Here is a 25,246-nt window from a genome sequence, read left to right as displayed (position 1 = left end):
CAAACCTGGATGCGACGTACGTCACCCCGAGGGGTCGGCCGGTCAGCCGAGCACGGGGTGCCAGCTGCCCGCCCGGACGCTGACCAGCACGGCGACCAGGCAGACGACGACGGCGCCGACCAGGTAGGCCGCGTCCCGGGCGCGCAGCCGCGAGCCGCGGGCGTTGCTCCGCGGCACCCCCGAGTCGAAGCCACGCGCATCCATGGCCGTGGCCAGCCGCGTGCCGCGCCGGACCGCCCCGACGAGCAGCCCGAACGCCGTCCCCGCGAACAGCCGCGCGTGCGCGACGGGGTTGCGCCCGGGCTCGATGCCCCGTGCCCGGCGGGCCTGCCGGATCGTCTGCCACTCGGTCGCCAGCAGCGGCACCAGGCGGAGGGCGGCCAGCGCGCCGTAGGCGAACCGGGTGGAGACCCGCCAGTGCAGGGTGAGGGCGTCGGCCAGCCGCACCGGATCGGTGGAGGCGACCAGCAGGACGCCGGGCAGCGCGAGGGCGAGCACCCGCACCGCCAGCGCGACCGCCGAGGACCACCCGCCGGCGTCCGCGTCGCCGAACAGCACGTTCACCCAGGCGACGCCCGCAGCGCCGAGGAGCAGCGGCCAGGTGCGGGCGAGCAGGGCGCGGGGCCGGCCCAGGCCGGCCGCGGGCAGCAGGCAGACCTCGGCGGCGAGCAGGACCAGCGGGGTGAGCAGGTCCCCGCTCACCAGGAGCACGGGCAGGACGACGCCGAGCGCGCCCAGCTGGGCGACCGGGTTGATCGCGGACAGCGGCACCGGACGCACCGGGCCGAGAGCCAGCGGCGAGCTCACGCGGTCACCACCTCCTGCGCCGCCGGGCCCAGCCGGAGGACGTCGTCGGCCAGGGCCGAGACGACCGCGGCGTCGTGGGTGACCAGCACCAGGGCCCGGCCGGCCTCCTGCTGCTCGGCGAGCAGGGTGACCAGCTCGCTCCAGGTGTCCCGGTCCTGCCCGAACGTGGGCTCGTCGAGCACCAGCACCGACGGCGCGGTGGCCAGCGCCGTCGCCACCGACAGCCGGCGCTGCTGGCCGCCGGAGAGGGTGAACGGGTTGGCGTCGGCGAGCGCGGCCAGGCCGAGCCGCTCCATCAGCTCGTCGGCCCGGCGGTGCGCGGCGTCGTCGCCGGCGCCGCTGCGCAGCGGGCCCAGCGCGAGCTCGGCCCGCACCCGGCCGGTGAGGAACTGGTGCTCCGGGTGCTGGAAGACCGTGCCGATGCGCCGCACGAGGTGGTCGGCCCGCCAGCGGTGCGGCGGCCGGGCGGGCCGGGGCAGGCCCGCGGTCAGGGACGGCCCCGCGGTCACCCGCCCGGTGGTGGGGCCGCGCAGCGCGGCGAGCAGCAGCGCGAGGGTGGACTTGCCCGCGCCGTTGGGTCCGGTGACGGCCAGCGTCCGGCCGGCGGGCACCGCGACGTCGGTGGGCGGGAGCGCGGGGGCGGTGCCGCCGCGGTGGGTGAAGCCGGCGGCCTCGGCGCGCAGCAGCACCTCCCCGGCCGCCCGGGACGTCCGGACCGGCACCCGCAGCGGGGCCGGCGCCCAGCCCGGCCCGTGCTCGACGGCGCCACCGCCGGGCAGCAGCTCGACGACGCGGTCGACCAGCGGCAGCCAGGCCCCGGCGTCGTGGTCGACGACGAGCAGCGTGGTGGCGCGGTCGGCGACCGCCCGGTCCACGGCCGCCCGCACGATCGCCGCGCCGTCCGGGTCGAGCTGCGCCGTCGGCTCGTCGAGCAGCAGCAGGCCCGGCCGCCCGGCGAGCGCGCCGGCGAGCACCAGCCGCTGCTTCTGCCCGCCGGAGAGCGCGGCGGTGGCCCGGTCGCGGCCGTACGGGAAGCCGACGGCGGCCAGCGCGGCGTCGACGGCCGGCCAGATCCGGTCGGCGGGGAGGCCGGCGTTCTCCAGCCCGAAGGCGACGTCGTCCCCGGCCCGGGTCATGACCAGCTGCGCGTCGGGGTCCTGGAAGACGATCGCCGTCCCCGAGCGGGCCTCGGACGCCGTCCGCCCGGCGACGGCCAGCTCGCCGGCCTGCTCGCCCTGCTCCTCGCCGAGCAGCCCGGCGAGCGCGTGCAGCAGGGTGGACTTGCCCGCGCCCGAGGCGCCGGTGAGCAGCACCCGCTCCCCGGGCTGCACGCGCAGGTCGACCGCGCGCGCGGCCCAGGCGTGCCGGCTGGCGTAGCGGAACCCCCAGCCGGTCAGCCGCACGGCGGCCGGCCCGGCGGCCGCCGTGCTGCCGTCCGTGGTCAGACCCGTGTGCGGCCGGCCGGGAAGGCCGAGAGCGCGCCGGTCGCGGCCAACGAGCGCCGCAGCCAGGTGCCGCCGACGCCGGCGATGAGCACGGTGCTGGCCGCGACCAGCGCCACGTAGCTCAGCTGCCAGGTCGCCGACCAGTCGGCGTAGTAGTTGACGAGGTCGAACAGCGCCGCCGCCACGCCCGCGCCGAGCGCGGCGAGCAGCGCCTGCGGCCAGCCCCAGCGGCGGTAGCCGAACGCGGCGAACCCGACCTCGCCGCCCACGCCCTGCACCAGGCCCTGGAGCAGCACGAGCGTGCCCCACGCGGAGCCGAGCAGCGCGGAGACGACGGCGGCGAGGAACTCGGCGAAGAGCCCCGCGCCGGCCTTGCGGACGACCAGCGGCGCGAGCACCGCCGGGATCAGCCAGACGCCGTACATGACGGCCTGGCCGGGCGGGAACGCGGTGAACGGCGCGTCGAGCGCCGCCCAGAGCAGGCCCCACGCCCAGAAGACGACGCCGAAGGCGACGCCGAGGACGGCGGTGACGACGATGTCGACGGTGCGCCAGCGACTGGTGCCCCGCCCATCGGCGGCACCGGTGGACGACGGGTGGACGGCCTGATCGGCCATGTGTTCCTCCAGACTCCCTGCGCCGGCATGACCCGGATCAGGTTCGAGGGTCTGCGGGATCCCGCACTCTCAGCGCCGAAGCGCTCCCCTGCTGTGAATGTGTGTGTTCAGTTGTGCCGCCGAGCGTAGACCAGCCCGTGCGCGCCGTCCCCACCAGGACTTTCTGTACCGAAAGTCCCTCCCCTCCCCGGACTTTCTGTACCGAAGGTCCCTCCCCCCCGGACTTTCGGTACCGAAAGTCCCTTCCCTCCCCGGACTTTCGGTACCGAAAGTCCCCCGGGTCGCTGCGGGGCGGGGGGTGCGGCGACGATCGGGAGGTGTCCGCAGCCCCGCTCCCCGAGCCCCTGGAGCCCGTCGTCCTCCCCGCCGGCCCGGTGCGGCTGCGCCCCTGGCGGGAGGACGACGTCGACGAGGTGTGGACGGCGTTCCAGGACCCCGACATCCGGCTGTGGAACGGCGGCGGCGTCGCCTCGCGCACCGACGCCCTCGTGCTGCTGGGCCGCCGGCTGGACTGGAGCTCCGGCGACCACGCCTCGTGGGCGCTCGTCGAGCCCGGCCGGGACGACGTCGTCCTCGGGTCGGTGTCGCTTCACTCGATCGACCGCTTCCACGGCGGCGCCTCGGTCGGCTACTGGACGGCGCCGGCGGCGCGGGGGCGGGGCCTGGCGGCGGTCGCCGTCGACGCCGTGTGCCGGTGGGCGTTCGCCACGCTGCCGATCGAGCGGGTCGAGCTCTGCCACGCCGTCGAGAACACCGCCTCGGGGCGGGTCGCCGAGAAGGCCGGCTTCACCCGCGAGGGCCGGCTGCGGCGTTCCTACCGGTACGGCGACGGCGCGACGCATGACGAGCTGCTGTGGTCACGGCTGGCCGACGACCCCGCACCCGGGCTCAGCAGCCGCAGCTGACCCCGGCCGGGGCGGTGAGCGGGTCGGCCGGGCGCGCGGACACGCCGTCCGCCGTCGCCACCGGCAGGCCCTCCCGGGCCCAGTACTCGAAGCCGCCGATCATCTCCCGCACCCGGAACCCGAGCCGGGCCAGCGCGAGGCCGGCCCGGGTGGCGCCGTTGCAGCCGGGTCCCCAGCAGTAGGCGACGACCGGCACCGCCGGGTCGAGCTCGGTGGCGGCCCGGCGGGGGATCTCCGCGCCGGGCACGTGGCCCTGCGCCCAGGCCTGCGCGCCGCGGCTGTCCGGCAGCACGAAGCCGGGGTCGCCGGATGCGAGGACCGCAACGATGCTGCCTCGCTCTGCCGGTGGGTTCCGGACGTTGCCGCCGCGATCGCGACCGCAACGTCCGGAACCGGCCCGCAGAGCGGGCGACCGGCGAGCAGGTCAGACGTCGTCGGCCAGCTTGACGACCATCTTGCCGGTGTTGCCGCCGCGCAGGAGGTCGATGAAGGTCGCCGCGGCCTGGTCCAGGCCCTCGCGGACGGTCTCGCGGACCACCAGCTCGCCGGAGGTCACCAGTGGCGTGACCTTCTCGATGAACTCGTCGCGCATGTCGTAGTGGTCGCCGACGATGAACCCGCGCAGGCTCAGCTTGCGGCCGACCATCAGGCTCATGTTGCGCGGCCCGGGCGGCGGCTCGGTGGCGTTGTAGGCGGAGATGGCCCCGCACAGCGCGCCCCGGCCGAACTCGTTGAAGGCGCCGATCGCGGCCTCGAGGTGCTCGCCGCCGACGTTGTCGAAGTAGACGTCGATGCCGTCGGGCGCGGCCTGCGCGAGCTGCTTGGCGACCGGGCCGTCGTGGTAGTCGAACGCCGAGGTGAAGCCGAGCTCCTCGGTCAGCCAGCGCACCTTGTCCGGGGTGCCGGCGCTGCCGATGACGGCGGCGGCGCCGTGCAGGCGGGCGAGCTGGCCCACGATGCTGCCGACGGCGCCGGCGGCACCGGAGACGAAGACGACGTCGCCGGCCTTGAACTCGGCGAGCCGGAAGAGAGGCCGGCCCACGCGGTCAGCCCGGGCATGCCCAGGACGCCGAGGTGGTAGCTCGGCGGGATGCCGGGGAGCTCGGGGAGGACCTGGACCGCACGGGCGTCCAGGACGGCGATGTCGCGCCAGCCGGCGTTGGTGGAGACCAGCGCGCCCTCGGGGACGTCGGCGGAGCGGCTGTCGACGACGCGGCCGATCGCGCCGCCCTGCATGGTCTCGCCGACCTCCCACGCGGCGGCGTAGGACTTGCCCGCGTTCATCCGGCCGCGCATGTACGGGTCGACGGACATCGCCAGCATCCGGACGACGACCTGGCCGTCCGTGGGGTCGGGCCGCTCGAGCTCGACCAGGCGGAAGTCCTCGGGCTTCGGCTCACCGTGCGGACGGGCCGCCAGCTGCCACTCGCGTGTGGTTAGGGACACACCCGCGATCATGCCTGCGCCCGCCCCGCGGCCTCGCGCGGGGGGCGACCGCTCGAGCGGGACCCCGCGCGAGCCGGGGCGCCTGGCAGGGTGAGATGCATGGAGACGCTGCGCACGCCCGAGGAGCGGTTCACCGACCTCCCGGAGTTCCCTTACGCGCCCCGCTACGTCGAGGTCGACGACGGCGAGGGCGGCCGGCTGCGGGTCGCCGTCGTCGACGAGGGGCCGGCGGACGGCGAGACCGTCCTCCTGCTGCACGGGGAGCCGTCGTGGTCCTTCCTGTACCGGCGGATGATCCCGGTGCTGGTCGACGCCGGGCTGCGCGTCGTCGCCCCCGACCTGGTCGGCTTCGGCCGCTCGGACAAGCCGGCGCAGCGCACCGACCACACCTACGCCCGGCACGTGGCGTGGATGCGGCAGGCGCTGCTCGACGAGCTGGACCTGCGCGACGTGACGTTCGTCGGGCAGGACTGGGGCGCGCTCATCGGCCTCCGGCTGGTGGCCGAGAACCCGGAGCGCTTCGCCCGTGTGGTGATCGCCAACGGTGGGCTGCCCACCGGCGACCGCCCGGTCACCGAGGCGTTCCTCGCGTGGCGCCGGTTCTCGCAGGAGTCGCCGCAGTTCCAGGTCGGCCGGGTGGTGAGCAACGGCTGCACCAGCGACCTGCCGGCCGACGTGGTCGCCGCCTACGACGCGCCCTTCCCCGACGAGCGGTACACCGCCGGCCCGCGGGTGCTGCCGGCCCTCGTCCCGGCCGACGCCGACGACCCGGCCGCCGCCGACAACCGCGCGGCGTGGGAGGTGCTCTCCCGCTGGGACAAGCCCTTCCTCACCGCCTTCTCCGACGGCGACGCGATCACCCGCGGCGGCGAGCGGGTGTTCCAGAAGCTGGTCCCGGGCGCCCAGGGGCGGACCCACCCGACCCTGGTCGGTGGCGGCCACTTCCTGCAGGAGGACGTCGGGCCGGAGCTCGCCCGCGTCGTCGCCGACCTGATCGCCGCCACCCCGCTCCCCGAGGGGCAGTAGTGGCCATGTCCGCCCCCGAGCTGTTCGCCGCGCTGCGGCGGGCGCCCGACGTCGAGGCGCCGGAGCTGGTCGCCGTCGACGCGACCGACCGGCTGCTGCTGGACGAGGGCGCGGCCGCGCTCGCGCTCTGCGGGCCGGGCGAGGTCGCCGTCGTCGACGACGCCTACGGGGCGCTCACCCTCGGCGCGGTGGCGCTGCACGGCGCCCGCGACGTCCGGGTGGCGCAGGACCTGCTCGTGGGGGAGCGGGCGCTGGCCCGCAACGCCGAGCGCACCGGCCTGGCCGGCACCTACCGCTCGCTGCCGCTCGAGGAGGTCGCCGCCGGCGCCCGCGTGGTGCTGGTGCAGGCCCCGAAGGCGCTGGACGCGCTGCGCGAGATCGCCGAGCGGATCGCCGACGTCGCCGCCCCCGACGTGACGGTGCTCGTCGGCGGCCGGGTCAAGCACATGACCCGCGCGATGAACGACGTCCTCGGCGACTCGTTCACCGAGGTCTCCGCGACGCTCGCCCGGCAGAAGTCGCGGGTGCTCGTCGCCCGCGGCCCGCGCCCCGGGACGGCGTCCTTCCCCCGCCGCCAGGAGCACCCCGACCTGGGGCTCACCGTGTGCGCGCACGGCGCCGCCTTCGCCGGGACGCGCGTGGACATCGGCACGCGGGCGCTGCTGGGCCGGCTCGACGCCATGGCGCCCGGCGCCGACGTCGCCCTCGACCTGGGCTGCGGCACCGGGGTGCTCGCCGCCGCGCTCGCCACCGCCCGGCCCGCGCTGCGGGTGCTCGCCGCCGACCAGTCCGCCGCCGCGGTCGCCTCCGCCCGTGCCACCGCCGCCGCCAACGGCCTCGGCGACCGCATCCGGGTGGTCCGCGACGACGCGGCCGAGACCGTGCCCGCCGGCAGCGTCGACCTCATCGTCTGCAACCCGCCGTTCCACGTGGGCGCGGCCGTCGTCACGACCGCCGCGGACCGGCTGTTCGCCGCCGCGGCGCGGGTGCTGCGGCCGGGCGGGGAGCTGTGGACTGTCTACAACAGCGCGCTGCGCTACAAGCCGGCGCTGACCCGCGTCGTCGGCCCCACCCGGGTCGCCGAGCAGACGCCGAAGTTCACCGTCACGGTGTCCACCCGGCGCTGACCCCACGCCGCCGGACCCCTTGTCGGCGGCGGGTGCCCGAGGCACGGTGTGGGGGCATGACGGACATGGCGGAGCTGAGCGCGCCCTCCGCGCTGGGCGACCGGCTGCTCGCGGCGGTGATCGGTGCGTTCGAGGCGGCCGCGGTCGACCTCGGCTGCCGGCTGGGCTGGTACGGCGCGCTCGCCGACGACCCGGCGACCGCCGCGTAGCTCGCCGCCCGCACCGGCACCGATCCGCGCTACGCGCGCGAGTGGCTGGAGCAGCAGGCCGTCGCCGGCTACCTGATGGTGGACCACGTCGCGGCGCCGCCGGACGACCGCTGCTACGCGCTGCCGGAGGAGCACCGCGCGGTCCTGGTGGACGACGACGACCCCGGGTACGCCGCGCCGCTGGCCAGGCTGGCCATGGCCTTCACCCGCAACCTGCCGCGGCCCTGGCCGAGGTCTACCGCACCGGCGGTGGGCTGAGCTGGGCCCAGAGGGCCCGGAGGCGCGCGAGGGCCAGGCGGCGGCGAACCGGCCGTTCTTCGTCGGGCCCCTGGTCGCCGAAGTGCTGCCGGAGGTCGACGCCGTGCTGCGCGGAGGCGGCCGGGTCGCCGACGTCGGGTGCGGGCTGGGCTGGTCCTCGATCGGGATCGCAGGGGGCTGTCCGGCGGTGCGGGTCGACGGCTTCGACGTCGACGCACCCTCCCTGGAGCAGGCGCAGCGCAACGCCCTCGCCGCCGGGGTGGCCGACCGCGTCACCTTCTCCCTCGCCGATGCGGGCGAGCGCACCGGCGACGGCAGCTACGACCTGGTGACGGCGTTCGAGTGCGTGCACGACCTGGCCGACCCGGTCGCGGTGCTCGCCGCGATGCGGACCATGGTGCGGCCGGACGGGACGGTGCTGGTGGTCGACGAGCGGGTCGCTGAGACCTCCACCGTGGTGCGGCCGGGCCACCCCGCGCGGCTACGCCCGGCAGACCGGGTTCGCCGACGTGGAGGTGCTGCCCGTCGAGCACGACTTCTTCCGGTTCTACCGGCTGGTGCCGGGCTGACCTGCTGCCCCCCGTCGTCCGACCACCCGGCGCGCGGGCGCCGGAGCGGTTAGGGTGCCCCGGGTCCGCACGGGCGGCGGGCATGGCCGAGACTGGGCGGATGCGGCCGGCGACATCCGGCCCCGGACAGGGTGAGGGTCGGTGGATTCCACTGCGGGCGAGGTGACGCGGCACCCCGTGGTGCCCGGCCCCCGCACGCCGCCGTCGACGACCGTGACGCACGCGGCGGCCGTCGTCGGGTCCGACGCGGACCTGCTCGCCGTCGCCGTCCCCTATCTGGAGAACGGCCTGCGCGCGGGCGACCTGGTCGTGCTGAGCTGCCGCCCGGAGATGGCCGAGGTGGTGGCCGGCGCACTGGACGAGCGGCTGCGGGACGTCGAGAACGACCCGCGGCTGACGCTGCTGGGCAACCGCGCCCCTGATGCGTTCAGCACCGGCATCAGCTACCTGGAGCGCGCGAGCGCGAGCCGCAGCGGGCGGCTCCGGGTGCTGTCGGGGATCGACTTCGGGGACGACCCGGCCGGCTGGCGCGAGGGGCAGCGCTTCGAGTCCGTCGCCAACCGGGTCCTGGGGTCCGACGCCCCGCTCGCGTCGCTCTGCCTGTACGACCGCCGGTACCTGCCGGCGGCCGTCGTGGAGAGCGCCGCCGCCACCCACCCGCTGCTCGTCGACGGCGCTGCGTGGGTGGCCAACCCGCGGTTCCAGGACCCCGCCGAGTACGTGCCGGCGCTACCGCTCCCGAGGGAGCCGGTCGAGGACGTGCCGCCGGTCCTCGTCATCGAGGACGCCCCCACCCTGGCCGGCCTGCGGCACGACATCGGCGCGGTCCTCGCGCGGGTGGTGCGCGACCGGGACCAGCGGGAGGACGCGCTGCTGGCCGCCGCCGAGATCGCGGCGAACGCGTTCCGGCACGGCCGGCCCCCGGTGTCGGCCCGGGTGTGGGCCGACGACCGCGACCTCGTGGTCACGATCACCGACCACGGCTCCGGTTTCGCCGACCTGCTCGCGGGTTTCCGGCCCGCGCACGGGCCGGACCTCGGCCGCGGGGGCATGGGCCTGTGGCTGGCCCGCAAGCTCTTCGACCACGTCGACCTGCTGCCCGGCCCGACCGGCCTGACGGTGCGGCTGGCCTCCCGCTTGCGCTGAGCCCGCGTGCGCTGATCCCGCACGCGCCCGGCCGGCTCAGACCGGCTGGGCCGCCTCGCCGCCGAGCAGCGCCGCGGAGTCCTTGCCCGCGCGCTTCGCGTCGTACATGGCGGTGTCGGCCCGGTGCAGCAACCGATCCGGGGTGTCGCCGGGCCTGCCGAGCGCGCCGCCGATGCTCGCGGTGACCGTCAGCGTGGTGCCGCCCAGCGCCATGGGCGCGCGCAGCGAGTCCAGCAGCCGCTGCGCCACCTCGGCCAGGCGCGCGTCGTCGGCGTCCACCAGCAGCACGGCGAACTCGTCCCCGCCCAGCCGGGCGACGACGTCCTCGGCGCGCACGTCGCCGGCCAGCCGGGCGGCGACGGTGAGCAGCAGGTCGTCGCCGGCCGCGTGACCCAGGGTGTCGTTCACGGCCTTGAAGTCGTCGAGGTCGACGAAGAGCACCGCCGGCGGCGCGGCCGGGTCGATGGCGGCGGTGGCGGCGGCCAGCCGCTCGGAGAACGCCCCCCGGTTGAGCACCCCGGTCAGCGGGTCGGTCTGCGCCTGGCGCCGGAGCTCCTCCTCGAACAGCTTCCGGTCGGTCACCTCGCGGAGGTTCACCACCCAGCCGCTGATGTTCACGGCGTCCACCCGGCCGCTGAGCCGCATCTCCACCCAGCGGGTGCCGCCGGCGCTGTGCTCCAGGCGCAGGTCGGCGTCCACGGCGCCGGCGCCGGGGGATCCGGCCCGGCCGGCGGTGGCCACCGCGTCGCGCAGCCGCGCCCGGTCGCGGGGGTGCGCCAGCTCGACGGCGGTGCGGCCCACGTAGTGCGCCGGCGGCCGGCCGAGCAGCGTCTGGACGGCGGGGCTCATGTAGGTGACCACGCCGGTGGCGTCGACGATCGCGATCACGTCGGCCGAGTTCTCCAGCAGCAGCTGCAGGCGGGCCTCGCTCTCGGCGAGCGCGGCCCGGGTGAGCTCGCGCTCCCGGGTGAGCCCGGCGACCCGCCAGAGCGCCAGCCCGGTGAGCGCCGCGCTCCCCACGCTGAGCAGGTAGGCCTGCCCGCCGTGGTGGATGCCCAGCATGAGCAGCAGGGCCGGGCTGACCAGCAGGGTCGCGCCGAGGCTGACGACCCGGCCGGTGGTGACGACGTCATCCACCTCGGCCCGCTGGCCCAGCCGGGCGACCGACGGGTGCCGGCCGGCCAGCACGATCGTGGCGATGGCGAACAGGGTCACGTCGTCGAAGACGGTGGCCTCGTCCGGGACGCCGGTGCCCAGCTGCACGGCGAACCCGACGACGATGCACAGCCCGCCGGTGAGCAGCGCCCGGGCGCTGGTCGAGCGGCTGGAGCCCGAGAAGGCCAGCGGCACGCCGACCAGCAGGACGACGGCGGTGAGCAGCGGGAGGCCGGCGCCGACGCCGTCGATCCCGGTCGTCCCGGCGAACGCCAGCACGCCGAGCGCCCCGCCGAGCAGCAGGCCGAGGGCGTCCGCCCAGGTCTCCAGGCGGCGCCACGGCCGGCCGGCGACGAGCTGGGCCACCGCGGCCACCAGCAGGCAGCCGTACGCGATGACGTCGAGGGACACCTCGATCACGCCCAGGAACGGGGGGCCGCCGAGGAACACGGGGATGTCGACGAGGCTGCTGACCCCGAAGAGCAGCATGCAGCTGGCCAGGCCGAGCCAGGCGGCGACGGCCCCGGTGCGGTGCACGCGCAGGGCCACCGGGACGGCGGTCAGGCCGACGGCGAAGAACGCGGCCTCGGCGGCCGCCCGCCAGGCCCCCCGGGGGTCGACGACCATCATGACGACCACGGCGATCGCGACAAGACCGGCGTGCCGCCAGGCGGAGCGCGCGACGGGGTCGGCGGAGTTCCTCACGCCGATCCCATCGACCCGCCGGTAGATGATCTTGTGCGGCTTCACCCGCGAGGGGGAGGAGGGCCGCCGGGCGGCTCAGGCCAGCGGCGGCAGGTCCTCGACCCGGAGGTCGGCGCGGACGCGGAGGTACCGCAACGGGTGCCGGAAGACCCCTGCCTGCAGGGCGGCGTCGGCGCTCACCTCGACGACGACGTCGGGGCGCACGCGGGTCAGCGGCACCGACAGCCGGCCTCCGCCGAAGCGGCCGGTGCCGACGCGGTCGGGCCACGGGTGGTCGTCGTCCGCGGGCCGGAGGACGGCGGCGAGCTCTGCGCTCTGCCGGGGGTCCAGCGGCACGGTCCGGCCGACGACCACGAGCTCGCCGTCCCGGTAGCGGCCGGCGACCAGCTGGCTCGGCCGGTCCAGCGGGCCGATGACGCCACCGGCCACCACCTCGGTGCTCTCCCAGCTCTTGACCTTGAGCCACTCCCGGCGGCCGGGGGCGTACCGCGTGCCGGCTCCCTTCGCGACCAGGCCCTCGACGCCGGCGGCGCGGAAGTCGTCGAACCACTCGCGGGCCAGCACCGGGTCGGCGGTGCTGGGGGAGAGCTGCATCGGCGGCGCCCAGCGCGCGGACAGCGTCTCCAGCTCGGCCCGCCGGCGGCCCAGGGTCTGCTCGCGCAGGTCGGTGCCGCCCAGGGCGAGTACGTCGAAGGCGACGTAGGAGGCCGGGTGCGCGGCGACCTGCGCGGCGAGCCGGCCGGCCGAGGTCACCATGCGCTGCTGGAGCAGGCCGAAGTCCAGCCGGTCGGCGTGCCAGATGACGACCTCGCCGTCGAGCACCGTGCCGGCCGGCACCTGGGCGAGCGCGGCGGCCGCGACGTCGGGGAACCGGTCGGTGAGGTCGCGGCCCTGCTTGGACCACAGCCGCGTGCCGCTCCCGGTCCGCACGACCACGAGCCGGTAGCCGTCCCACTTGGGCTCGTACCGGCAGCCGCCGGGCAGCGCGTTGACCGGCGGGATCGCCCGCACCGGCTTGGCCAGCTGCACGCCCACCGGCCCGGTCAGCCCGGGCGGGAGGCCCGGGAGGCCGGGGGCGGTCTGCGGCACCGGACCAGCCTGGCCTCCGGCCCTTCCGCGCGCATCCCCTCCGGGCGAGGTCACACCCGATCGGGCGCGGGGTTCAGCCCAGCCGGCCGGTGTGCCGCGCGAAGCGGACGGCGGACTGCTCGTCGAGGCCGACGATCTGCACCTGCTTGCCCCGGGTGGCGTACCTGTGCGTGACGGCGTCCAGCGCGGCGACCGTCGAGGCGTCCCACACCTGCGCCCCGGAGAGGTCGACGACGACCTCGGCCGGGTCGCCGGCGTAGTCGAACTGGTAGACGAGGTCGTTGCTCGAGGCGAAGAACAGCGCCCCGCGCACGGCGTAGACCCGCCGGCCGCGCCCGTCGGTGGTGGCGGTGACCTCGACCAGGTGGGCCACCCGTCGGGCGAAGAGCACGCAGGCGACGAGGACGCCGACGCCGACGCCGACGGCCAGGTTCGAGGTGGCGACGACGACGGCCACGGTCGAGACCATGACCGCGGTCTCGCTGCGCGGCATCCGGGGCAGCGTCCGCAGGCTGTGCCAGTCGAAGGTGGTGAGCGACACGAAGATCATCACCGCGACCAGCGCCGCCATCGGGATGGCCGCGACGACGTCGCCCAGGGCGACGACGAGGACGAGCAGGAAGACGCCCGCGAGGAACGTCGACAGCCGGGTCCGGGCGCCCGCCGTCTTCACGTTGATCATCGTCTGGCCGATCATGGCGCAGCCACCCATGCCGCCGAAGAAGCCGGTGACCACGTTGGCCACGCCCTGGCCCCACGTCTCCCGGGTCTTGTCGGAGTGGCTGTCGGTGATGTCGTCGACGAGCTTCGCCGTCATCAGCCACTCCATCAGCCCCACGAACGCGATCGCCAAGGCGTAAGGGGTGATGATCCGCAGCGTCTCCCAGGTCAGCGGGACGTCAGGGAGGACGAGAGACGGCAGGCCGTCGGGCAGCCGGCCCTCGTCCCCGACGCCGGGCAGGTCCAGCCCGGCGGCGACGGCGAGGCCGGTCAGGGCGACGATCGCCACCAGGGGAGCCGGGACGGCGGTGGTCAGCCGGGGGAACAGGTAGATGATCGCCAGCCCGGCGGCGACCATCGGGTAGACCAGCCACGGCACGTCGACCAGGTGGGTCAGCTGGGCGCTGAGGATCAGGATCGCCAGCGAGTTGACGAACCCCACCATCACGCTGCGCGGGATGAACCGCATGAGCCGGGCGAAGCCGGCCAGGCCCAGCAGGATCTGGACGACGCCGCCGAGGATGACCGCCGCGATGAGGTGCTCCACCCCGTGCGAGGCGACCAGCGGGGCGATGACCAGGGCGATCGCCCCGGCCGCCGCGCTGATCATCGCAGGCCGGCCGCCGGTGAACGCGATGACGACCGCCGTCGTGAACGAGGCGAACAGCCCGACGCGGGGATCGACCCCGGCCAGGACGGAGAAGCTGATGACCTCGGGGATGAGCGCGAGGGCGACCACCAGCCCGGCCAGGATCTCGGTGCGGGCCACCCGCGGGGTGAGCCAGGCGGGTCGGGTGGCGCGGAGGGCGGGCAGCGGCATGGTGCGCCCATCCTGCCCGCCGGAGGGGCCTCCCGGCCGGGGCGCACGGTGCGTCACGGGTCACGCACGGTCCGGGAAGCCGTCTGGCCGCCCGGCCGTTCCCCCCGGAGTCACCGCCGTCCCCCGCGAGGAGCACCCGTGAGCCGTCCCGTCCTGCAGGTCGTCGCCGCCAGCACCCGTCCCGGCCGGCGCGGCATCGCCGTCGCCCGCTGGATCGAGCAGCTGGCCGCGGAGCACGGCGGCTTCGACGTCGAGCTCGTCGACCTCGCCGAGGTCGGGCTCCCGTTGTTCGACGAGCCGCACCACCCGCGCCTGCGCCGCTACGAGCAGCCGCACACCCGCGCCTGGAGCGAGACGGTGGACCGCGCGGACGCGTTCGCGTTCGTCACGCCCGAGTACAACCACTCCTTCCCCGGAGCGCTCAAGAACGCTCTCGACTTCCTGTCCGCCGAGTGGGCCGACAAGGCCGCGGGGCTGGTCACCTACGGCGGCGCCTCGGCCGGGCTCCGGGCCTCGGCCGCGCTCAAGCCGGTGCTGGGCGCGCTGCGGATGGTGCCGGTCGTCGAGGCGGTCTCGGTGCCGTTCTTCGCGCGCTTCATCGACGAGGAGGACGTCTTCGTGCCCAACGTCGAGCTGGAGGCCGGTGGCAAGGCGATGCTGGACGAGCTGCTGCGGGTGACGGCCGGGCTCCGGGCACTGCGCACCGCCTGACCGCCGGCGGTGGCGGGACCGGCCCGGCCGCGGGGACGATGGTCGGCGTGACCCGAGCGCAAGCCGCCGGGGATGTCGTTCGAGACGTGGGTGGACCGGCAGATCGCCCAGGCGCAGGAGCGCGGCGACTTCACCGGGCTGCCGGGCGCCGGCCGGCCGCTGCAGAACCTCGACCGCGAGGAGACCGCCTACGACTGGGCCCTGGCCAAGGCCCGCCGCGAGGGCGTGGACACCGGCGCGATGCTGCCGGCCGGGCTCCGGCTGCGGCGCGAGCGCGACGACCTGCCCGCGCGGGTGGCCGGCCTGGCCACCGAGGCGGAGGTCCGGGCGGTCGCCGAGGACTACAACGCCCGCGTCGAGGCCTTCTGGCGGCTGCCCGCGGAGAGCCGCTGGGCCGCCGTCCCCGGGCTGGCCGACGTCGAGGCGCTGGTCGCGGGCTGGCACCGCGACCGCCCGCCGCCGCCCCCGCCCGTCGCCGCACCACCCCCGCCCCCGGCCCGCCGCCGCTGGTGGCGCCGCTGATCCCCGCTGGGATCAGGTGACCTGATCGTCGAGCGTCCTCCCTCGTGGTGCGCGGTGAGGGAGGACGCGCTACGGCGAGGGAGGACGTGCCGGCGCAGTCAGTCCTGGTCGGCGTCGTCCTTCTTGGCGTCGTGCTCGCGGGTGGCCATGCCCCCGTGCCCGCCCTCGTCGTGCTGGCCCGGGTGCAGGTTGTTGGTCTCGTCGTCCTCACGCGGCTCGGTCACGCCGTCGATCCTGCCGCCCCGCCCGGCATCCCGCTCGGCCCGCTGGGATCAGGGAACCTGATCCCAGCGCGTCCTCCCTCGCGGTGGGCGGTGAGGGAGGACGCGCTACGGGCAGGGAGGACGGCGTCAGGCGGCGGCGGGCACCCGGTCGAGGAACCCGAGCACCGCGCTGATCCGGCCCTCGGCGTCCAGCACGGCGACGTCGGACCCGACAACCGGCGCCTCCGCGCCCTCGGGCCCGAGCTCCCAGGTGAAGCGCAGCTGGTCGTGGTGGGGGTCGACCGGCCCGAGCAGCCGGAACACGAAGCCGGGGAACTGCTGCTGGACGGCGCCGATGGTCGCGGCGAGGGCCTCGGTGCCGCGGACGTCGGCCAGCGGGTCGGTGTAGCGGACGTCGGCGCTGAACACCTCGGCGACGATGGCCCGGCGGGCGGCCGGGTCGGTCTCGTTCCAGGCGGCCAGGTAGCGGTCGGCGTGGGCGGTGGTGACGGTCATGGCGGTCATGGCAGAACAGCTCCTCGGGGCGGTGGTGTTCAGGAACGGGACCACCGTGGCCGCGCCGCGGTAGGTGCTGCGATTACCTCCCAGGTAAGGGACACCGCGCAGCCGTCGTCGCTAGCGTCGGCGCCGTGACCACCGCCGTCGCAGGAGAGGTCCCCGTCGGCGAGCTGCTGCGCTCCTGGCGCCGTCGCCGCCGGCTCAGCCAGCTCGACCTGGCCGTGGAGGCGGGCGTCTCGGCCCGGCACCTCAGCTTCGTCGAGACCGGGCGGGCCCGCCCCAGCCGCGAGATGGTGCTGCACCTGGCCGAGCAGCTCGAGGTGCCGCTGGGCGCGCGCAACGAGCTGCTCGCCGCCGCCGGGTTCGCGCCCGCCTACCGCCGCCGCGACCTGGGCGATCCCGACATGGCCGTCGTCCGCGAGGCGCTGGACCGCGTGCTCGCCGCCTACGAGCCGTTCCCGGCGCTCGCCGTCGACCGCGGCTGGCACCTGGTCGCCGCCAACGGCGCCCTGTCGGCGCTCCTCGACGGCGTCGCGCCGCACCTGCTGGAGCCGCCGGTCAACGTGCTGCGGCTGAGCCTGCACCCCGAGGGGCTGGCGCCGCGGATCCTCAACCTGCCGCAGTGGCGGCGGCACGTGCTGCACCGGCTGGGCCGCGAGGCGCACCTCGCCGGTGACCTCGCGCTGGCCGCGCTGCACCGCGAGCTGCTGACCCTCCCCGGCGGCCTGGACCGCAGCCCGCCCGACGGCATCGCCGTCCCGCTGCGCCTCCGCACCGGCGACGACGGCGCCGTGCTCAGCTTCCTCAGCACGGTCACCACGTTCGGCACCGCCGTCGACCTCACCGCCGCCGAGCTCAGCGTCGAGGCGTTCCTCCCGGCCGACGACGCGACCGCCGCGGCGCTCAGCCGCTGATCGCGACCACCCGGGGGCCGGAACCCTGGACGGCGACGTCGGGGGGCGGCGGATCAGTCGAGCAGCGCGGTCAGCAGGCGGGTGAGGGTGGCGCGCTCGTCGGGGGTGAGCCGGGAGAGCAGCGCCTCGGTGTCGGCGGCCCGGGCGCGAGCGACCTCGGCGCGGATCCGGCGGCCCTCGTCGGTGGGGCGGAGGACGACCGCCCGCCGGTCGCCGGGGTCGCGGGTGCGCTCGACCAGCCCGCGCTCCTGCAGCCCGTCGGCCACCTCGGTCGCCGAGCGGGGGGCGATGTGCAGCGCCTCGGCGAGGTCGGAGGGCCGGACGCCGCCCCGCTCGACGACGACGCCCAGCGCGCGGGCCTGGTGCGGCGAGAGGTCCCAGGGCGCCAGCGCCTCCCGCCAGCGCCGGCGCTGGGCGCGGGCCACCTGCAGGAGCAGCTCGCCCGTCGCGTCCTCGGCCACGGGGGAACAGTAGCGGAGGTGCGGCGGTTACCAGACCATGAGGTAACCTCAGCAACTGTTCAGGAGGTGTCGCCATCAGCGAGACGATGATGATGACCGGCGGCCGCGGGAGCGGCCCCGGCGGAGGCGGCCCCGGAGGCCGCAAGCCCGACCCGGCCGACCGCGCCCAGCTGGCGCGCTCGCCGGTCCGGTGGAGCCGGGTGGCCGCGCTCTTCCGGCCCTACCGCGCCCAGCTCGCCGTCGTGGTGGCGCTGATCGTCGCCTCCTCGGTGGTCGCGCTGGGCACCCCGTTCCTGATCCGGCTGGTCATCGACGAGGCCATCCCCCGGCAGGACGTGCCGCTGCTGCTGTGGGCGGTCGGCGGGATGCTCGCGGTCACCGTGCTCACGGCGGTGTTCGGCGTCGTCCAGACCTGGCTGTCCGCCACCGTCGGCCAGCGGGTCATGCACGGTCTGCGGACGGCGGTCTTCACCCACCTGCAGCGCCAGTCGCTGGGCTTCTTCACCCGTACCAAGGGCGGCGAGGTCCAGTCGCGGCTGATGAACGACATCGGCGGCATGCAGTCCGTCGTCACCTCGACCGCGACGTCGTTCGCCTCCAGCGCCACCACGGTGATCGGTACCGCCGTCGCCATGGCGGTGCTGAGCTGGCGGCTGTCGCTGCTCTCCCTCGTCGTCCTGCCGCCGGCCGTCTGGCTCACCCGCCGGGTCGCCCGCATGCGCCGGGAGATCACCGCCCAGCGCCAGCGGCACCTCGCCGACCTGCACTCGCAGGTCGAGGAGGGGCTGTCGGTGAGCGGCGTGCTGCTCGGCAAGACGCTGGGCGCGGGCCCGGCCCAGTCGCAGCGCTTCGCCGGCACCTCGGCGTTCCTCGTCGACCTCGAGGTGCGCTCCCAGCTGGCCGGGCGCTGGCGGATGGCCACGATGAGCATCGTGTTCGCCGGCATCCCGGCGCTGATCTACCTGGCGGCGGGGCTGCCGGCGACGTCGGGCGGCATGACCATCGGCACCCTGGTCGCGTTCACGACGCTGCAGGGCGCGCTGTTCCGCCCGCTCATGCAGCTGCTCGACATCGGCGTCTCCCTCACCGCCTCGATGGCGCTGTTCAGCCGGGTGTTCGAGTACCTCGAACTGCCCGTCGACATCGACGACCCCGACGAGCCGGTCGCCGTCGAGCCCGCCGCCGTCCGCGGCGAGGTGCGGTTCGACCACGTCGGGTTCCGCTACCCCGACGCGCTCCGCCCGGCGCTGGCCGACGTCGACCTCGTGGTCCCTGCCGGCTCCTCGCTGGCGCTGGTCGGCGAGACCGGCTCGGGCAAGAGCACGCTGGCCTCCCTCGTCGCCCGGCTGAACGACCCGACGACCGGCCGCGTGCTGGTCGACGGCGTCGACGTGCGGGACCTGGCGCTGGCCGACCTCGCCCGCATCGTCGGCGTCGTCTCCCAGGAGACCTACCTGCTGCACGGCACGGTGCGGGAGAACCTGCGGCACGCCAAGCCGGACGCCACGGACGACGAGATGGTCGCCGCGGCCCGCCGGGCGCAGGTGCACGACGTCATCGCCGCGCTGCCCGACGGCTACGACACCGTCGTCGGCGCCCGCGGCCACCGGTTCTCCGGTGGGGAGAAGCAGCGCCTGGCCATCGCTCGCACCCTGCTGCGCGACCCCGCGGTGCTGGTGCTCGACGAGGCCACGAGCGCGCTGGACAACGAGACCGAGCGGGCCGTGCAGGCCGCGCTCGACGAGGCCAGCCGCGGCCGGACGACGATCACGATCGCCCACCGCCTCTCGACCGTGCGCGACGCCGACCGGATCGTCGTCCTGGACGCCGGGCGGGTGGTCGAGCAGGGCACGCACGAGGAGCTCCTGGCGCTCGGCGGGCGGTACGCCCGGCTGGCCGGCCTGGCCCGCGCGGAGGCCGTCCTCGCCGGCTGAGGACGACGGCCGGTGCCCCCGAACGGGTGCCCGGTTCCGGAACCGGGTGTCGGGGCGCGTCCGCCAGGGAAGAATTGCCTGGTGACCGGGCAGGAGCACGAGCGGGCGAGCGCCGGCGCGCCGGCGCTGGTGGCGGCGTTCATCGACGCCACCGAGGCGCTGGTCTGCGTCATCGGCGCCGACACCCGCATCCTGTTCGCCAACCCGGCGCTGCAGCGGTTCACCGGGCGCACGCCCGAGCAGCTGCTCGGGCAGCGCTTCTGGGAGGTCTACGTCGCCCCGGAGCACCTGGAGCTCGCGCAGGACGCCGTCGCCCGCGCGATCGCGACCGGGCAGGCGCACCCGCAGGAGGCCGACTGGATCACCGGCGAGGGCGGGCGCCGGCGGGTGGCGATGCGGAACACCGTGCTCCTCGACGACGACGGCCGCCCCTACGCGATCGGCACCATCGGCATCGACGTCACCGTGGACCGGGAGCGGGAGGAGCGGCTGCACCACCGGGCGCAGACCGACCTGCTGACCGGCATCCCGAACCGGGCCGCGCTGTTCGACGCGCTGCAGGCCGCCCTGGACACCCCGGACGGACCCGACGTGGGCGTGCTGTTCTGCGACCTCGACCGGTTCAAGCAGGTCAACGACGAGCACGGCCACCAGGTCGGTGACCGCGTGCTCGCCGAGGTGGCCGGCCGGCTGGTGGAGCTCTCCTCGCCCGGTGACCTCGTGGCCCGCTTCGGCGGGGACGAGTTCGTGCTGCTCCGGCCCGCCGCCGACGAGGACGCCCTCACCGAGCTGGCCCGGCACGTGGCGGTCACCGTGCCGACCCCCTTCCGCGGGCTGCCCCAGCAATCGGTCGGGGTGAGCGTGGGCATCGCCGTGGGCCGGCCGGGAGAGGCGCCCGACGAGGTGATCGCCCGCGCCGACCGCGCGATGTACGGCGCCAAGAGCCACCACCGCCGCCGCACCCCCCGCGACTGACCGCCTCCAGGCGCGGGGATGCGTCATCCGGCCCCCGGGAACGACGCATCCGTGCGCCCGGTCGGCCGGGAGCGGGCGCCTCGCGGTGCCGGGGGTGCCGTGGTCGGATGGGTCAGCGGACGGCAGCGGCGCCGTCCCGGGAACCGGGAGGTGGCATGGCCGAGGTCCACGGCCGGTGGGACGAGCGGTTCGCCGGCGTGCGGGACGCGCTGGCCCAGCAGCTCGACGCGGGCGAGGAGCTCGGCGCGTCGATCGCCGTCGACCTGGACGGGAAGACCGTCGTCGACGTCTGGGGCGGGCACCGCGACGCCGAGCGCACCCAGGAGTGGTCCGAGCACACGATCGTCAACGTCTGGTCGACGACGAAGTGCGTGCTCGCGCTCTCCGCGCTGATGCTGGCCGACCGCGGCGAGCTGGACCTGGACGCGCCGGTCGCCGACTACTGGCCGGAGTTCGCGGCCAAGGGCAAGAAGGGCGTGCTGGTCCGGCACCTGCTCTCGCACACCTCCGGCGTCTCCGGCTGGGAGCGCCCCTTCTCGATCCGCGACATGTACGACTGGACGTCGGCCACCGAGCGGCTGGCGCAGCAGCGGCCGTGGTGGGAGCCGGGCACCGCCTCGGGCTACCACGCGAACAACCAGGGCCACCTCGTCGGCGAGGTCATCCGCCGGATCACCGGCACCACGTTCAAGAAGTTCGTCGCCGACCGGATCGCCGACCCGCTGGGCGCGGACTTCCAGATCGGCGCCCGCGAGTCCGAGGTCTCCCGCATCGCCCCCGTCGTCGCGCCGCCGCGGCCCGAGGGGGGCGGCGCTGCGCCGGACCCGGAGTCGGTCGCCGTGAAGACGTTCACCGGGCCCAAGGCCTCGGCCGCCGCGGCGAACTCGCCGGAGTGGCGGGCCGCCGACCTGGGCGCGCTCAACGGGCACTCCAACGCCCGCGGCGTGATGAAGGCGCTCCGGGTGCTGAGCCTGGGCGGGGAGGCCGACGGCGTCCGGCTGCTCTCACCGGCGACCATCGAGCGGATCTTCGACGAGCAGGCCGACGGCGTCGACCTCGTGCTCGGCGCCCCCTTCCGGTGGGGCACCGGCTTCTGCCTCGGCTCCCCAGCGGTGCCCTACCTGCCCGAGGGACGCACCTTCTTCTGGGGCGGCTGGGGCGGGTCGCTGGTGATCATGGACCTCGACCGCCGGCTCACGATCAGCTACATGATGAACAGGATGGGCGGCGGGTTGATCGGCTCGCCGCGCAGCGAGGCCTACGTGCGCGCCGTCTACGCCGCACTGGCCTGACCGGTGCGGCTCGACGACGTCGTCCCGCGGCCGCAGCACGTCACCCGGCAGGCGCGGTGGATCGCCGCGCCGCCCGAGGTGGTCTGGGACGCGCTGCACGCCGTCCGGCTCTCCGGGCTGCCGGTGACCCTCGTGCTGTCGGCCGCCCGGTTCCTGCCGGTGGTGCTCTCCGGGCGCGGGCTGGGCCAGCTGCACGACCGGCCCTTCCTGGACGCGCTGCCGGTGCCGCTGCTCGCGTCCGAGCCCCCGACGTCGGTGGTCGCCGGCGGGCTGCTGCAGCCCTGGCACCTCACCGGCGGGGAGTCCGGTCCCGCGCTCGACGCCGCGCAGCTGCGGGCGTGGGACGAGCCCGGCTGGGTGGTCGCGGCCGTGGACTTCCGGCTCACGCCCCGCGGCAACGGCACCGAGCTCGCCTCGGAGACCCGCGTGCGGGCCACCGACGACGCCAGCCGGAGGGCGTTCGCCCGCTACTGGCGGCTGATCCGGCCGGGCAGCTCCGCGGTGCGCTGGGAGGTGCTCACCGCCGTCGAGCTGCGCGCGACCGGCCGGCTGCGCTGACCTGGGGAAGGATCGGCGCGTGGCCTGGACCGAGAAGGACATCCCCGACCTGCACGGACGCACCGCGGTCGTGACCGGCGGCAACGGCGGCCTGGGCTTCCAGACGGCGCTGGCGCTGGCCGGCGCGGGGGCGCACGTCGTCGTCGCCGCCCGGGACCCGGAGAAGACCGCGACGGCGACCGCGCGGATCCGCGAGCGCGTCCCGGAGGCCTCGCTCGAGGTGGTGCCGCTGGACCTGGGCGACCTGTCGGTCGTTGCGACGGCGGCGCGGGCGGTGCTCGACGCGCACGAGCGGGTCGACCTGCTCGTGAACAACGCCGGCGTCATGGCGATGCCGCAGCGCACCACCGCCGACGGCTTCGAGATGCAGCTCGGCGTCGACCACCTGGGGCACTGGGCGCTCACCGCGCACCTGCTGCCGGCGCTGCTGCGTGCGCCGGCGGCCCGGGTGGTGACGGTGACCAGCACCGCGCGGTTCATGGGCGGCCCGCTGGACCCGGCGGACCCGCACATGACGCGGCGGTACCGGGCCTGGGGCTCCTACGCGCGGGCCAAGATGGCCAACTACCACTTCGGGCTGGGCCTGCAGCAGCGCTTCGCGCGGGCGGGTGTCGCGGCGGCCTCGCTGATCGCGCACCCGGGGCTGTCGAACACCGACCTGCAGGCGCGCACGGTGCGCGAGGGCGGCGGGGGCTGGGCGGGCGCGTTCGGGCACGCGGTCACGGCGCGCTCGGGCATGACGCCGCTCGAGGGCGCCCGGCCGCAGCTGCGGGCGGCCACCGACCCCGCGGCGGCCGGCGGAGAGCTCTACGCCCCGCGGTTCGGCTCGCACGGGGCCCCGGTCCGCCGTCCGGTCCTGCGCCGGTTCGACCTGGCGAAGCAGATCGACGTCCTCTGGGCGGTCTCCGAGCGCGAGACGGGGATCCCGCTGGAGGTGCCGCCCGCCTGACCGGCGGCCCGGGGCCAGCTGCGGGGAACCTGGCCCTGGCGGGGCCCGGGGAGGGCCTGTTTCCCCGCACGTGCGGGACGGCGTCAGGTACTGGGGACGGCGTCAGCCGGGCTCGTGCGCCGTCCGGACGTGCCGCTCGGTGTCCCGGCCGATCCGCTCACCGCAGACGTCGCAGACCCACGACGCGGTGATGCGGTGCCCGGCGTGCCGCAGCTCGACCGGCGGCTCGTCGGCGACGTAGCGGTCGCCCCACTGCATGAGCCCCTGGAGCACCGGCCACAGGTCCCGGCCGGCCGTCGTCAGGTGGTAGTCCCAGCGCGGTGGGGCGTCGCAGTACTGCCTGCGCTCCAGCACCCCGGCCTCGACCAGGCCGTTCAACCGGGCGGTGAGCTGCTCGCGCGGCGCGCCGGTGCCCTGCCGGATCTCGCTGAACCGGTGCACGCCCAGCGCCACCTCGCGGACGACGAGCAGCGCCCACCGGTCGCCCACGACGTCGAGGGCGCCCGCGATCGAGCACCGTCGTCCCGGCAGCTCGTCCAGTCGGCTCGTCACAGTTCCAAGGTTCGCATACCGAACCGACTCGTGTACGGTCCGGCGCAGTCGGTTCGGCTGGCGAACCGAGGACGGGGCGGTGCCATGAGCGCGACGACCGAGCCGACGACGACCGGGCCGGCGGGCGCAGCCCTCGTGCGCAGCCCGGGGCTGGTGCTGCTCGTGGTCTCGGCGGCGGTCTTCCTCTCCTCGCTCGACCTGTTCATCGTCAACATCGCGTTCCCGGTGCTCGGGGAGACCTTCGAGAGCTCGACCGGCGCGCTGTCCTGGGTGCTCAACGGCTACACGATCGTGTTCGCCGCGCTGCTCGCCCCGGCCGGCCGGATCGCCGACCGGATCGGCCGGCGTCGCGTCTTCCTCACCGGCCTGGCCACCTTCCTGGCCGGCTCGCTGGGCTGCGCGTTCGCCTGGGGCGTGCCCAGCCTGGTCGCGTTCCGGGTGGTGCAGTCCGTCGGCGGGGCGATGGTGACGGCGACGTCGCTGGCGCTGCTCCTGCACGCCTTCCCCCCGGCCCGGCGGGCGACGGCGATCGCGGTGTGGTCGATGGTCGGCGGGGTGGCCGCCGCGCTGGGGCCGCCGATCGGCGGGCTGCTGCTGGAGCTCTCGTGGCGCTGGATCTTCCTGGTCAACATCCCGATCGGCATCGCCGCGCTGGTCGTGGGCCTGCGCGTGCTCCCGGAGTCGAAGGACGAGACCGAGACCCGCCGACCCGACTTCGTGGGCGCGGTGCTGCTGGTCGCCTCGGTGGGCCTGCTCGCCTACGCGCTGGTCGACGCGCCCGACCGCGGCTGGGGCAGCCGCGTCGTCGTCGGCGCGTTCGCCGGGGCCGCCGTCGCCGGGGCGCTGGTCGCGCTGCGTGCCGCCCGGGCGCCGCGCGGCGTCGTCCCCGTGCTGCCGCTGGCGCTGTTCCGGGTCCGCTCCTACACCCTCGCCAACCTGGCGATGGCGTTCTTCATGGCCGGCTTCGGCGGGATGCTGCTGGGCAACGTGCTGTGGCTGACCGAGGGCTGGGGCTTCTCCTCGATCGAGGCGGGCTTCGCGCTGATCCCGGGCCCGGCCCTGGCCGCCATCACCGCGATCCCCGCCGGCCGGCTCGGCGCGCGCATCGGCTGCGGGCCGGTCGCCGCCGCGGGGACGGCGATCTTCGCCATGGGCGCGCTGTACTGGATCCTCCAGGTCGGCCCGGAGAGCGGGTTCGTCGCCGACTTCCTGCCCGGGCAGGTGTTCACCGGCATCGGCGTCGGGTTGACGCTCACCAACTTCTCCGCCGCGGCGTCGTCGTCGCTGCCGCCGGCGTCCCTGGCGACCGGGACGGCGACCTTCGGCGCGTTCCGGCAGATCGGCGCCACGCTGGGCGTCTCGATCCTGCTCGCGGCGGTGGCCGGGGGCGCTGGGGAGCTCGCCGGCGCCCAGCGCGGGTGGGCGCTCACCGTCGGTCTCGCCCTCGTCTCCAGCCTGCTGGCGCTCGCCGTCGGCCGCGGGCACCACGCCGACCTGCAGGTGCCCGCCCCGGTCGCGGTGCCCGCGCCCACGCCCGCCCCGGCCGACGGGGTCCCGGGCCCGCGCTGGGATCAGGGAACCTGATCCCAGCGCTTCCTCCCTCACCGCGCAC

27 protein-coding genes, 1 pseudogene and 1 riboswitch are annotated in these 25,246 nt (G+C 76.0%); of the genes and pseudogenes, 16 read left to right on the top strand and 12 right to left on the bottom strand.

Annotated elements, in window-relative coordinates; genetic code table 11:
* Positions 1–42: 42 nt before the first annotated feature.
* The 3 genes from JKP75_RS18780 to JKP75_RS18770 form a co-directional block, all read right to left on the bottom strand.
* Positions 43–807, bottom strand: coding sequence for an energy-coupling factor transporter transmembrane protein EcfT (locus tag JKP75_RS18780; RefSeq protein ID WP_200489738.1), 765 nt, complete (start codon positions 805–807; stop codon positions 43–45).
* A complete protein-coding gene (locus JKP75_RS18775; protein ID WP_309230029.1) occupies positions 804–2,210 on the bottom strand; it encodes an ABC transporter ATP-binding protein in 1,407 nt (468 codons plus the stop codon). The genes JKP75_RS18780 and JKP75_RS18775 overlap by 4 nt, the downstream gene beginning before the upstream one ends.
* A 38-nt stretch (positions 2,211–2,248) precedes the next feature.
* Complete coding sequence (locus tag JKP75_RS18770; protein WP_200489737.1) at positions 2,249–2,869, bottom strand: ECF transporter S component; 621 nt, start codon at positions 2,867–2,869, stop codon at positions 2,249–2,251.
* Positions 2,866–2,969: riboswitch (TPP riboswitch) on the bottom strand. It overlaps the preceding gene by 4 nt.
* Before the next feature lie 217 nt (positions 2,970–3,186).
* Here JKP75_RS18770 and JKP75_RS18765 point away from each other — a divergent pair.
* Complete coding sequence (locus JKP75_RS18765; RefSeq protein ID WP_309230028.1) at positions 3,187–3,774, top strand: GNAT family N-acetyltransferase; 588 nt, start codon at positions 3,187–3,189, stop codon at positions 3,772–3,774.
* On the opposite strand, the gene JKP75_RS18760 is transcribed toward JKP75_RS18765, so the two are convergent.
* Together JKP75_RS18760 and JKP75_RS24190 are read right to left on the bottom strand one after the other, a co-directional pair.
* Positions 3,758–4,066: a rhodanese-like domain-containing protein gene (locus tag JKP75_RS18760; RefSeq protein ID WP_200493398.1), complete on the bottom strand. Its 309-nt coding sequence runs from the start codon at positions 4,064–4,066 to the stop codon at positions 3,758–3,760. The two genes, JKP75_RS18765 and JKP75_RS18760, sit on opposite strands and share 17 nt — an antisense overlap.
* Positions 4,067–4,198: 132 nt before the next feature.
* Positions 4,199–5,232, bottom strand: a pseudogene (locus JKP75_RS24190) (NADP-dependent oxidoreductase).
* Between the two features lie 87 nt (positions 5,233–5,319).
* Here JKP75_RS24190 and JKP75_RS18750 point away from each other — a divergent pair.
* From JKP75_RS18750 to JKP75_RS23525, 6 genes are all read left to right on the top strand, one after another.
* Positions 5,320–6,246 (top strand): haloalkane dehalogenase, encoded by a 927-nt coding sequence (locus JKP75_RS18750; RefSeq protein WP_200489735.1) that lies wholly within the window; start codon positions 5,320–5,322, stop codon positions 6,244–6,246.
* Between the two features lie 5 nt (positions 6,247–6,251).
* Positions 6,252–7,373, top strand: coding sequence for a class I SAM-dependent methyltransferase (locus JKP75_RS18745; RefSeq protein WP_200489734.1), 1,122 nt, complete (start codon positions 6,252–6,254; stop codon positions 7,371–7,373).
* A 56-nt stretch (positions 7,374–7,429) separates the two neighbouring features.
* Positions 7,430–7,582 carry a hypothetical protein gene (locus JKP75_RS18740; protein ID WP_200489733.1) on the top strand — a complete coding sequence of 51 codons (153 nt, stop codon included), beginning with the start codon at positions 7,430–7,432 and terminating at the stop codon, positions 7,580–7,582.
* A gap of 45 nt (positions 7,583–7,627) precedes the next feature.
* Positions 7,628–7,840: a hypothetical protein gene (locus JKP75_RS18735; protein ID WP_375539261.1), complete on the top strand. Its 213-nt coding sequence runs from the start codon at positions 7,628–7,630 to the stop codon at positions 7,838–7,840.
* Positions 7,841–7,922: 82 nt separating this feature from the next.
* The gene (locus JKP75_RS18730; RefSeq protein WP_200493396.1) at positions 7,923–8,462 is read left to right on the top strand and encodes a bifunctional 2-polyprenyl-6-hydroxyphenol methylase/3-demethylubiquinol 3-O-methyltransferase UbiG; all 540 of its coding nucleotides are present in this window, start codon (positions 7,923–7,925) and stop codon (positions 8,460–8,462) included.
* Positions 8,463–8,550: 88 nt separating this feature from the next.
* Positions 8,551–9,555 carry a sensor histidine kinase gene (locus tag JKP75_RS23525; RefSeq protein WP_200489731.1) on the top strand — a complete coding sequence of 335 codons (1,005 nt, stop codon included), beginning with the start codon at positions 8,551–8,553 and terminating at the stop codon, positions 9,553–9,555.
* 36 nt (positions 9,556–9,591) lie between these two features.
* On the opposite strand, the gene JKP75_RS24185 is transcribed toward JKP75_RS23525, so the two are convergent.
* The 3 genes from JKP75_RS24185 to JKP75_RS18710 form a co-directional block, all read right to left on the bottom strand.
* A complete protein-coding gene (locus tag JKP75_RS24185; RefSeq protein ID WP_200489730.1) occupies positions 9,592–11,460 on the bottom strand; it encodes a sensor domain-containing diguanylate cyclase in 1,869 nt (622 codons plus the stop codon).
* 30 nt (positions 11,461–11,490) lie between these two features.
* Positions 11,491–12,504 (bottom strand): ATP-dependent DNA ligase, encoded by a 1,014-nt coding sequence (locus JKP75_RS18715; protein WP_200489729.1) that lies wholly within the window; start codon positions 12,502–12,504, stop codon positions 11,491–11,493.
* 73 nt (positions 12,505–12,577) lie between these two features.
* Positions 12,578–14,044, bottom strand: coding sequence for a SulP family inorganic anion transporter (locus tag JKP75_RS18710; RefSeq protein ID WP_200489728.1), 1,467 nt, complete (start codon positions 14,042–14,044; stop codon positions 12,578–12,580).
* Between the two features lie 138 nt (positions 14,045–14,182).
* On the opposite strand from JKP75_RS18710, the gene JKP75_RS18705 reads away from it, so the two are divergent.
* Positions 14,183–14,755, top strand: coding sequence for an NADPH-dependent FMN reductase (locus JKP75_RS18705; protein WP_200489727.1), 573 nt, complete (start codon positions 14,183–14,185; stop codon positions 14,753–14,755).
* 72 nt (positions 14,756–14,827) lie between these two features.
* Entirely contained in the window at positions 14,828–15,277 is a 450-nt protein-coding gene (locus JKP75_RS18700) for a DUF1992 domain-containing protein (protein ID WP_200493395.1), read from the top strand.
* Positions 15,278–15,375: 98 nt separating this feature from the next.
* On the opposite strand, the gene JKP75_RS23175 is transcribed toward JKP75_RS18700, so the two are convergent.
* Both JKP75_RS23175 and JKP75_RS18695 read right to left on the bottom strand, forming a co-directional pair.
* Positions 15,376–15,501 (bottom strand): hypothetical protein, encoded by a 126-nt coding sequence (locus tag JKP75_RS23175; protein ID WP_255522506.1) that lies wholly within the window; start codon positions 15,499–15,501, stop codon positions 15,376–15,378.
* A gap of 126 nt (positions 15,502–15,627) precedes the next feature.
* Positions 15,628–16,005, bottom strand: coding sequence for a nuclear transport factor 2 family protein (locus tag JKP75_RS18695; RefSeq protein ID WP_242471184.1), 378 nt, complete (start codon positions 16,003–16,005; stop codon positions 15,628–15,630).
* Between the two features lie 125 nt (positions 16,006–16,130).
* Here JKP75_RS18695 and JKP75_RS18690 point away from each other — a divergent pair, with 125 nt between their 5' ends.
* On the top strand, positions 16,131–16,913 hold the full coding sequence (locus tag JKP75_RS18690; protein WP_200489725.1) for a helix-turn-helix domain-containing protein: 783 nt from the start codon (positions 16,131–16,133) through the stop codon (positions 16,911–16,913).
* 53 nt (positions 16,914–16,966) lie between these two features.
* Here the strand turns inward: JKP75_RS18690 and JKP75_RS18685 are convergent, their stop codons facing one another.
* Complete coding sequence (locus tag JKP75_RS18685) at positions 16,967–17,374, bottom strand: MarR family winged helix-turn-helix transcriptional regulator (protein WP_200489724.1); 408 nt, start codon at positions 17,372–17,374, stop codon at positions 16,967–16,969.
* A gap of 92 nt (positions 17,375–17,466) precedes the next feature.
* Here JKP75_RS18685 and JKP75_RS18680 point away from each other — a divergent pair, with 92 nt between their 5' ends.
* The 5 genes from JKP75_RS18680 (at position 17,467) to JKP75_RS18660 (ending at position 23,082) form a co-directional block, all read left to right on the top strand.
* Complete coding sequence (locus JKP75_RS18680; protein ID WP_200493394.1) at positions 17,467–19,308, top strand: ABC transporter ATP-binding protein; 1,842 nt, start codon at positions 17,467–17,469, stop codon at positions 19,306–19,308.
* Positions 19,309–19,389: 81 nt separating this feature from the next.
* Positions 19,390–20,283 carry a sensor domain-containing diguanylate cyclase gene (locus tag JKP75_RS18675; protein ID WP_309230026.1) on the top strand — a complete coding sequence of 298 codons (894 nt, stop codon included), beginning with the start codon at positions 19,390–19,392 and terminating at the stop codon, positions 20,281–20,283.
* A 155-nt stretch (positions 20,284–20,438) separates the two neighbouring features.
* Positions 20,439–21,575 carry a serine hydrolase gene (locus JKP75_RS18670; RefSeq protein WP_200489723.1) on the top strand — a complete coding sequence of 379 codons (1,137 nt, stop codon included), beginning with the start codon at positions 20,439–20,441 and terminating at the stop codon, positions 21,573–21,575.
* Positions 21,576–21,578: 3 nt separating this feature from the next.
* Positions 21,579–22,133, top strand: a complete 555-nt coding sequence (locus tag JKP75_RS18665) for a hypothetical protein (RefSeq protein ID WP_200489722.1) — start codon at positions 21,579–21,581, stop codon at positions 22,131–22,133.
* A gap of 19 nt (positions 22,134–22,152) precedes the next feature.
* Complete coding sequence (locus tag JKP75_RS18660; protein WP_200489721.1) at positions 22,153–23,082, top strand: oxidoreductase; 930 nt, start codon at positions 22,153–22,155, stop codon at positions 23,080–23,082.
* A gap of 102 nt (positions 23,083–23,184) precedes the next feature.
* Here JKP75_RS18660 and JKP75_RS18655 read toward each other — a convergent pair whose 3' ends face one another.
* A complete protein-coding gene (locus tag JKP75_RS18655; protein WP_200489720.1) occupies positions 23,185–23,634 on the bottom strand; it encodes a helix-turn-helix domain-containing protein in 450 nt (149 codons plus the stop codon).
* Positions 23,635–23,718: 84 nt separating this feature from the next.
* Between JKP75_RS18655 and JKP75_RS18650 the strand changes: the two genes are divergently transcribed.
* Positions 23,719–25,218: an MFS transporter gene (locus JKP75_RS18650; protein WP_200489719.1), complete on the top strand. Its 1,500-nt coding sequence runs from the start codon at positions 23,719–23,721 to the stop codon at positions 25,216–25,218.
* Positions 25,219–25,246: the final 28 nt, after the last annotated feature.

The organism is Blastococcus sp. TML/M2B, assembly GCF_016612865.1.
In the GTDB taxonomy this organism is placed as follows: domain Bacteria; phylum Actinomycetota; class Actinomycetes; order Mycobacteriales; family Geodermatophilaceae; genus Blastococcus.
This window is presented reverse-complemented; position numbering and strand designations above follow the sequence as displayed.

Excerpts from the sequence above, each read along its gene's own strand:
- JKP75_RS18770 (WP_200489737.1), bottom strand. The coding sequence starts at position 2,869 with ATGGCCGATCAGGCCGTCCACCCGTCGTCCACCGGTGCCGCCGATGGG.
- JKP75_RS18750 (WP_200489735.1), top strand. The coding sequence starts at position 5,320 with ATGGAGACGCTGCGCACGCCCGAGGAGCGGTTCACCGACCTCCCGGAG.
- JKP75_RS18745 (WP_200489734.1), top strand. The coding sequence starts at position 6,252 with ATGTCCGCCCCCGAGCTGTTCGCCGCGCTGCGGCGGGCGCCCGACGTC.
- JKP75_RS18740 (WP_200489733.1), top strand. The coding sequence starts at position 7,430 with ATGACGGACATGGCGGAGCTGAGCGCGCCCTCCGCGCTGGGCGACCGG.
- JKP75_RS18710 (WP_200489728.1), bottom strand. The coding sequence starts at position 14,044 with ATGCCGCTGCCCGCCCTCCGCGCCACCCGACCCGCCTGGCTCACCCCG.
- JKP75_RS18700 (WP_200493395.1), top strand. The coding sequence starts at position 14,828 with ATGTCGTTCGAGACGTGGGTGGACCGGCAGATCGCCCAGGCGCAGGAG.
- JKP75_RS18695 (WP_242471184.1), bottom strand. The coding sequence starts at position 16,005 with ATGACCGCCATGACCGTCACCACCGCCCACGCCGACCGCTACCTGGCC.
- JKP75_RS18680 (WP_200493394.1), top strand. The coding sequence starts at position 17,467 with ATGACCGGCGGCCGCGGGAGCGGCCCCGGCGGAGGCGGCCCCGGAGGC.
- JKP75_RS18670 (WP_200489723.1), top strand. The coding sequence starts at position 20,439 with ATGGCCGAGGTCCACGGCCGGTGGGACGAGCGGTTCGCCGGCGTGCGG.
- JKP75_RS18650 (WP_200489719.1), top strand. The coding sequence starts at position 23,719 with ATGAGCGCGACGACCGAGCCGACGACGACCGGGCCGGCGGGCGCAGCC.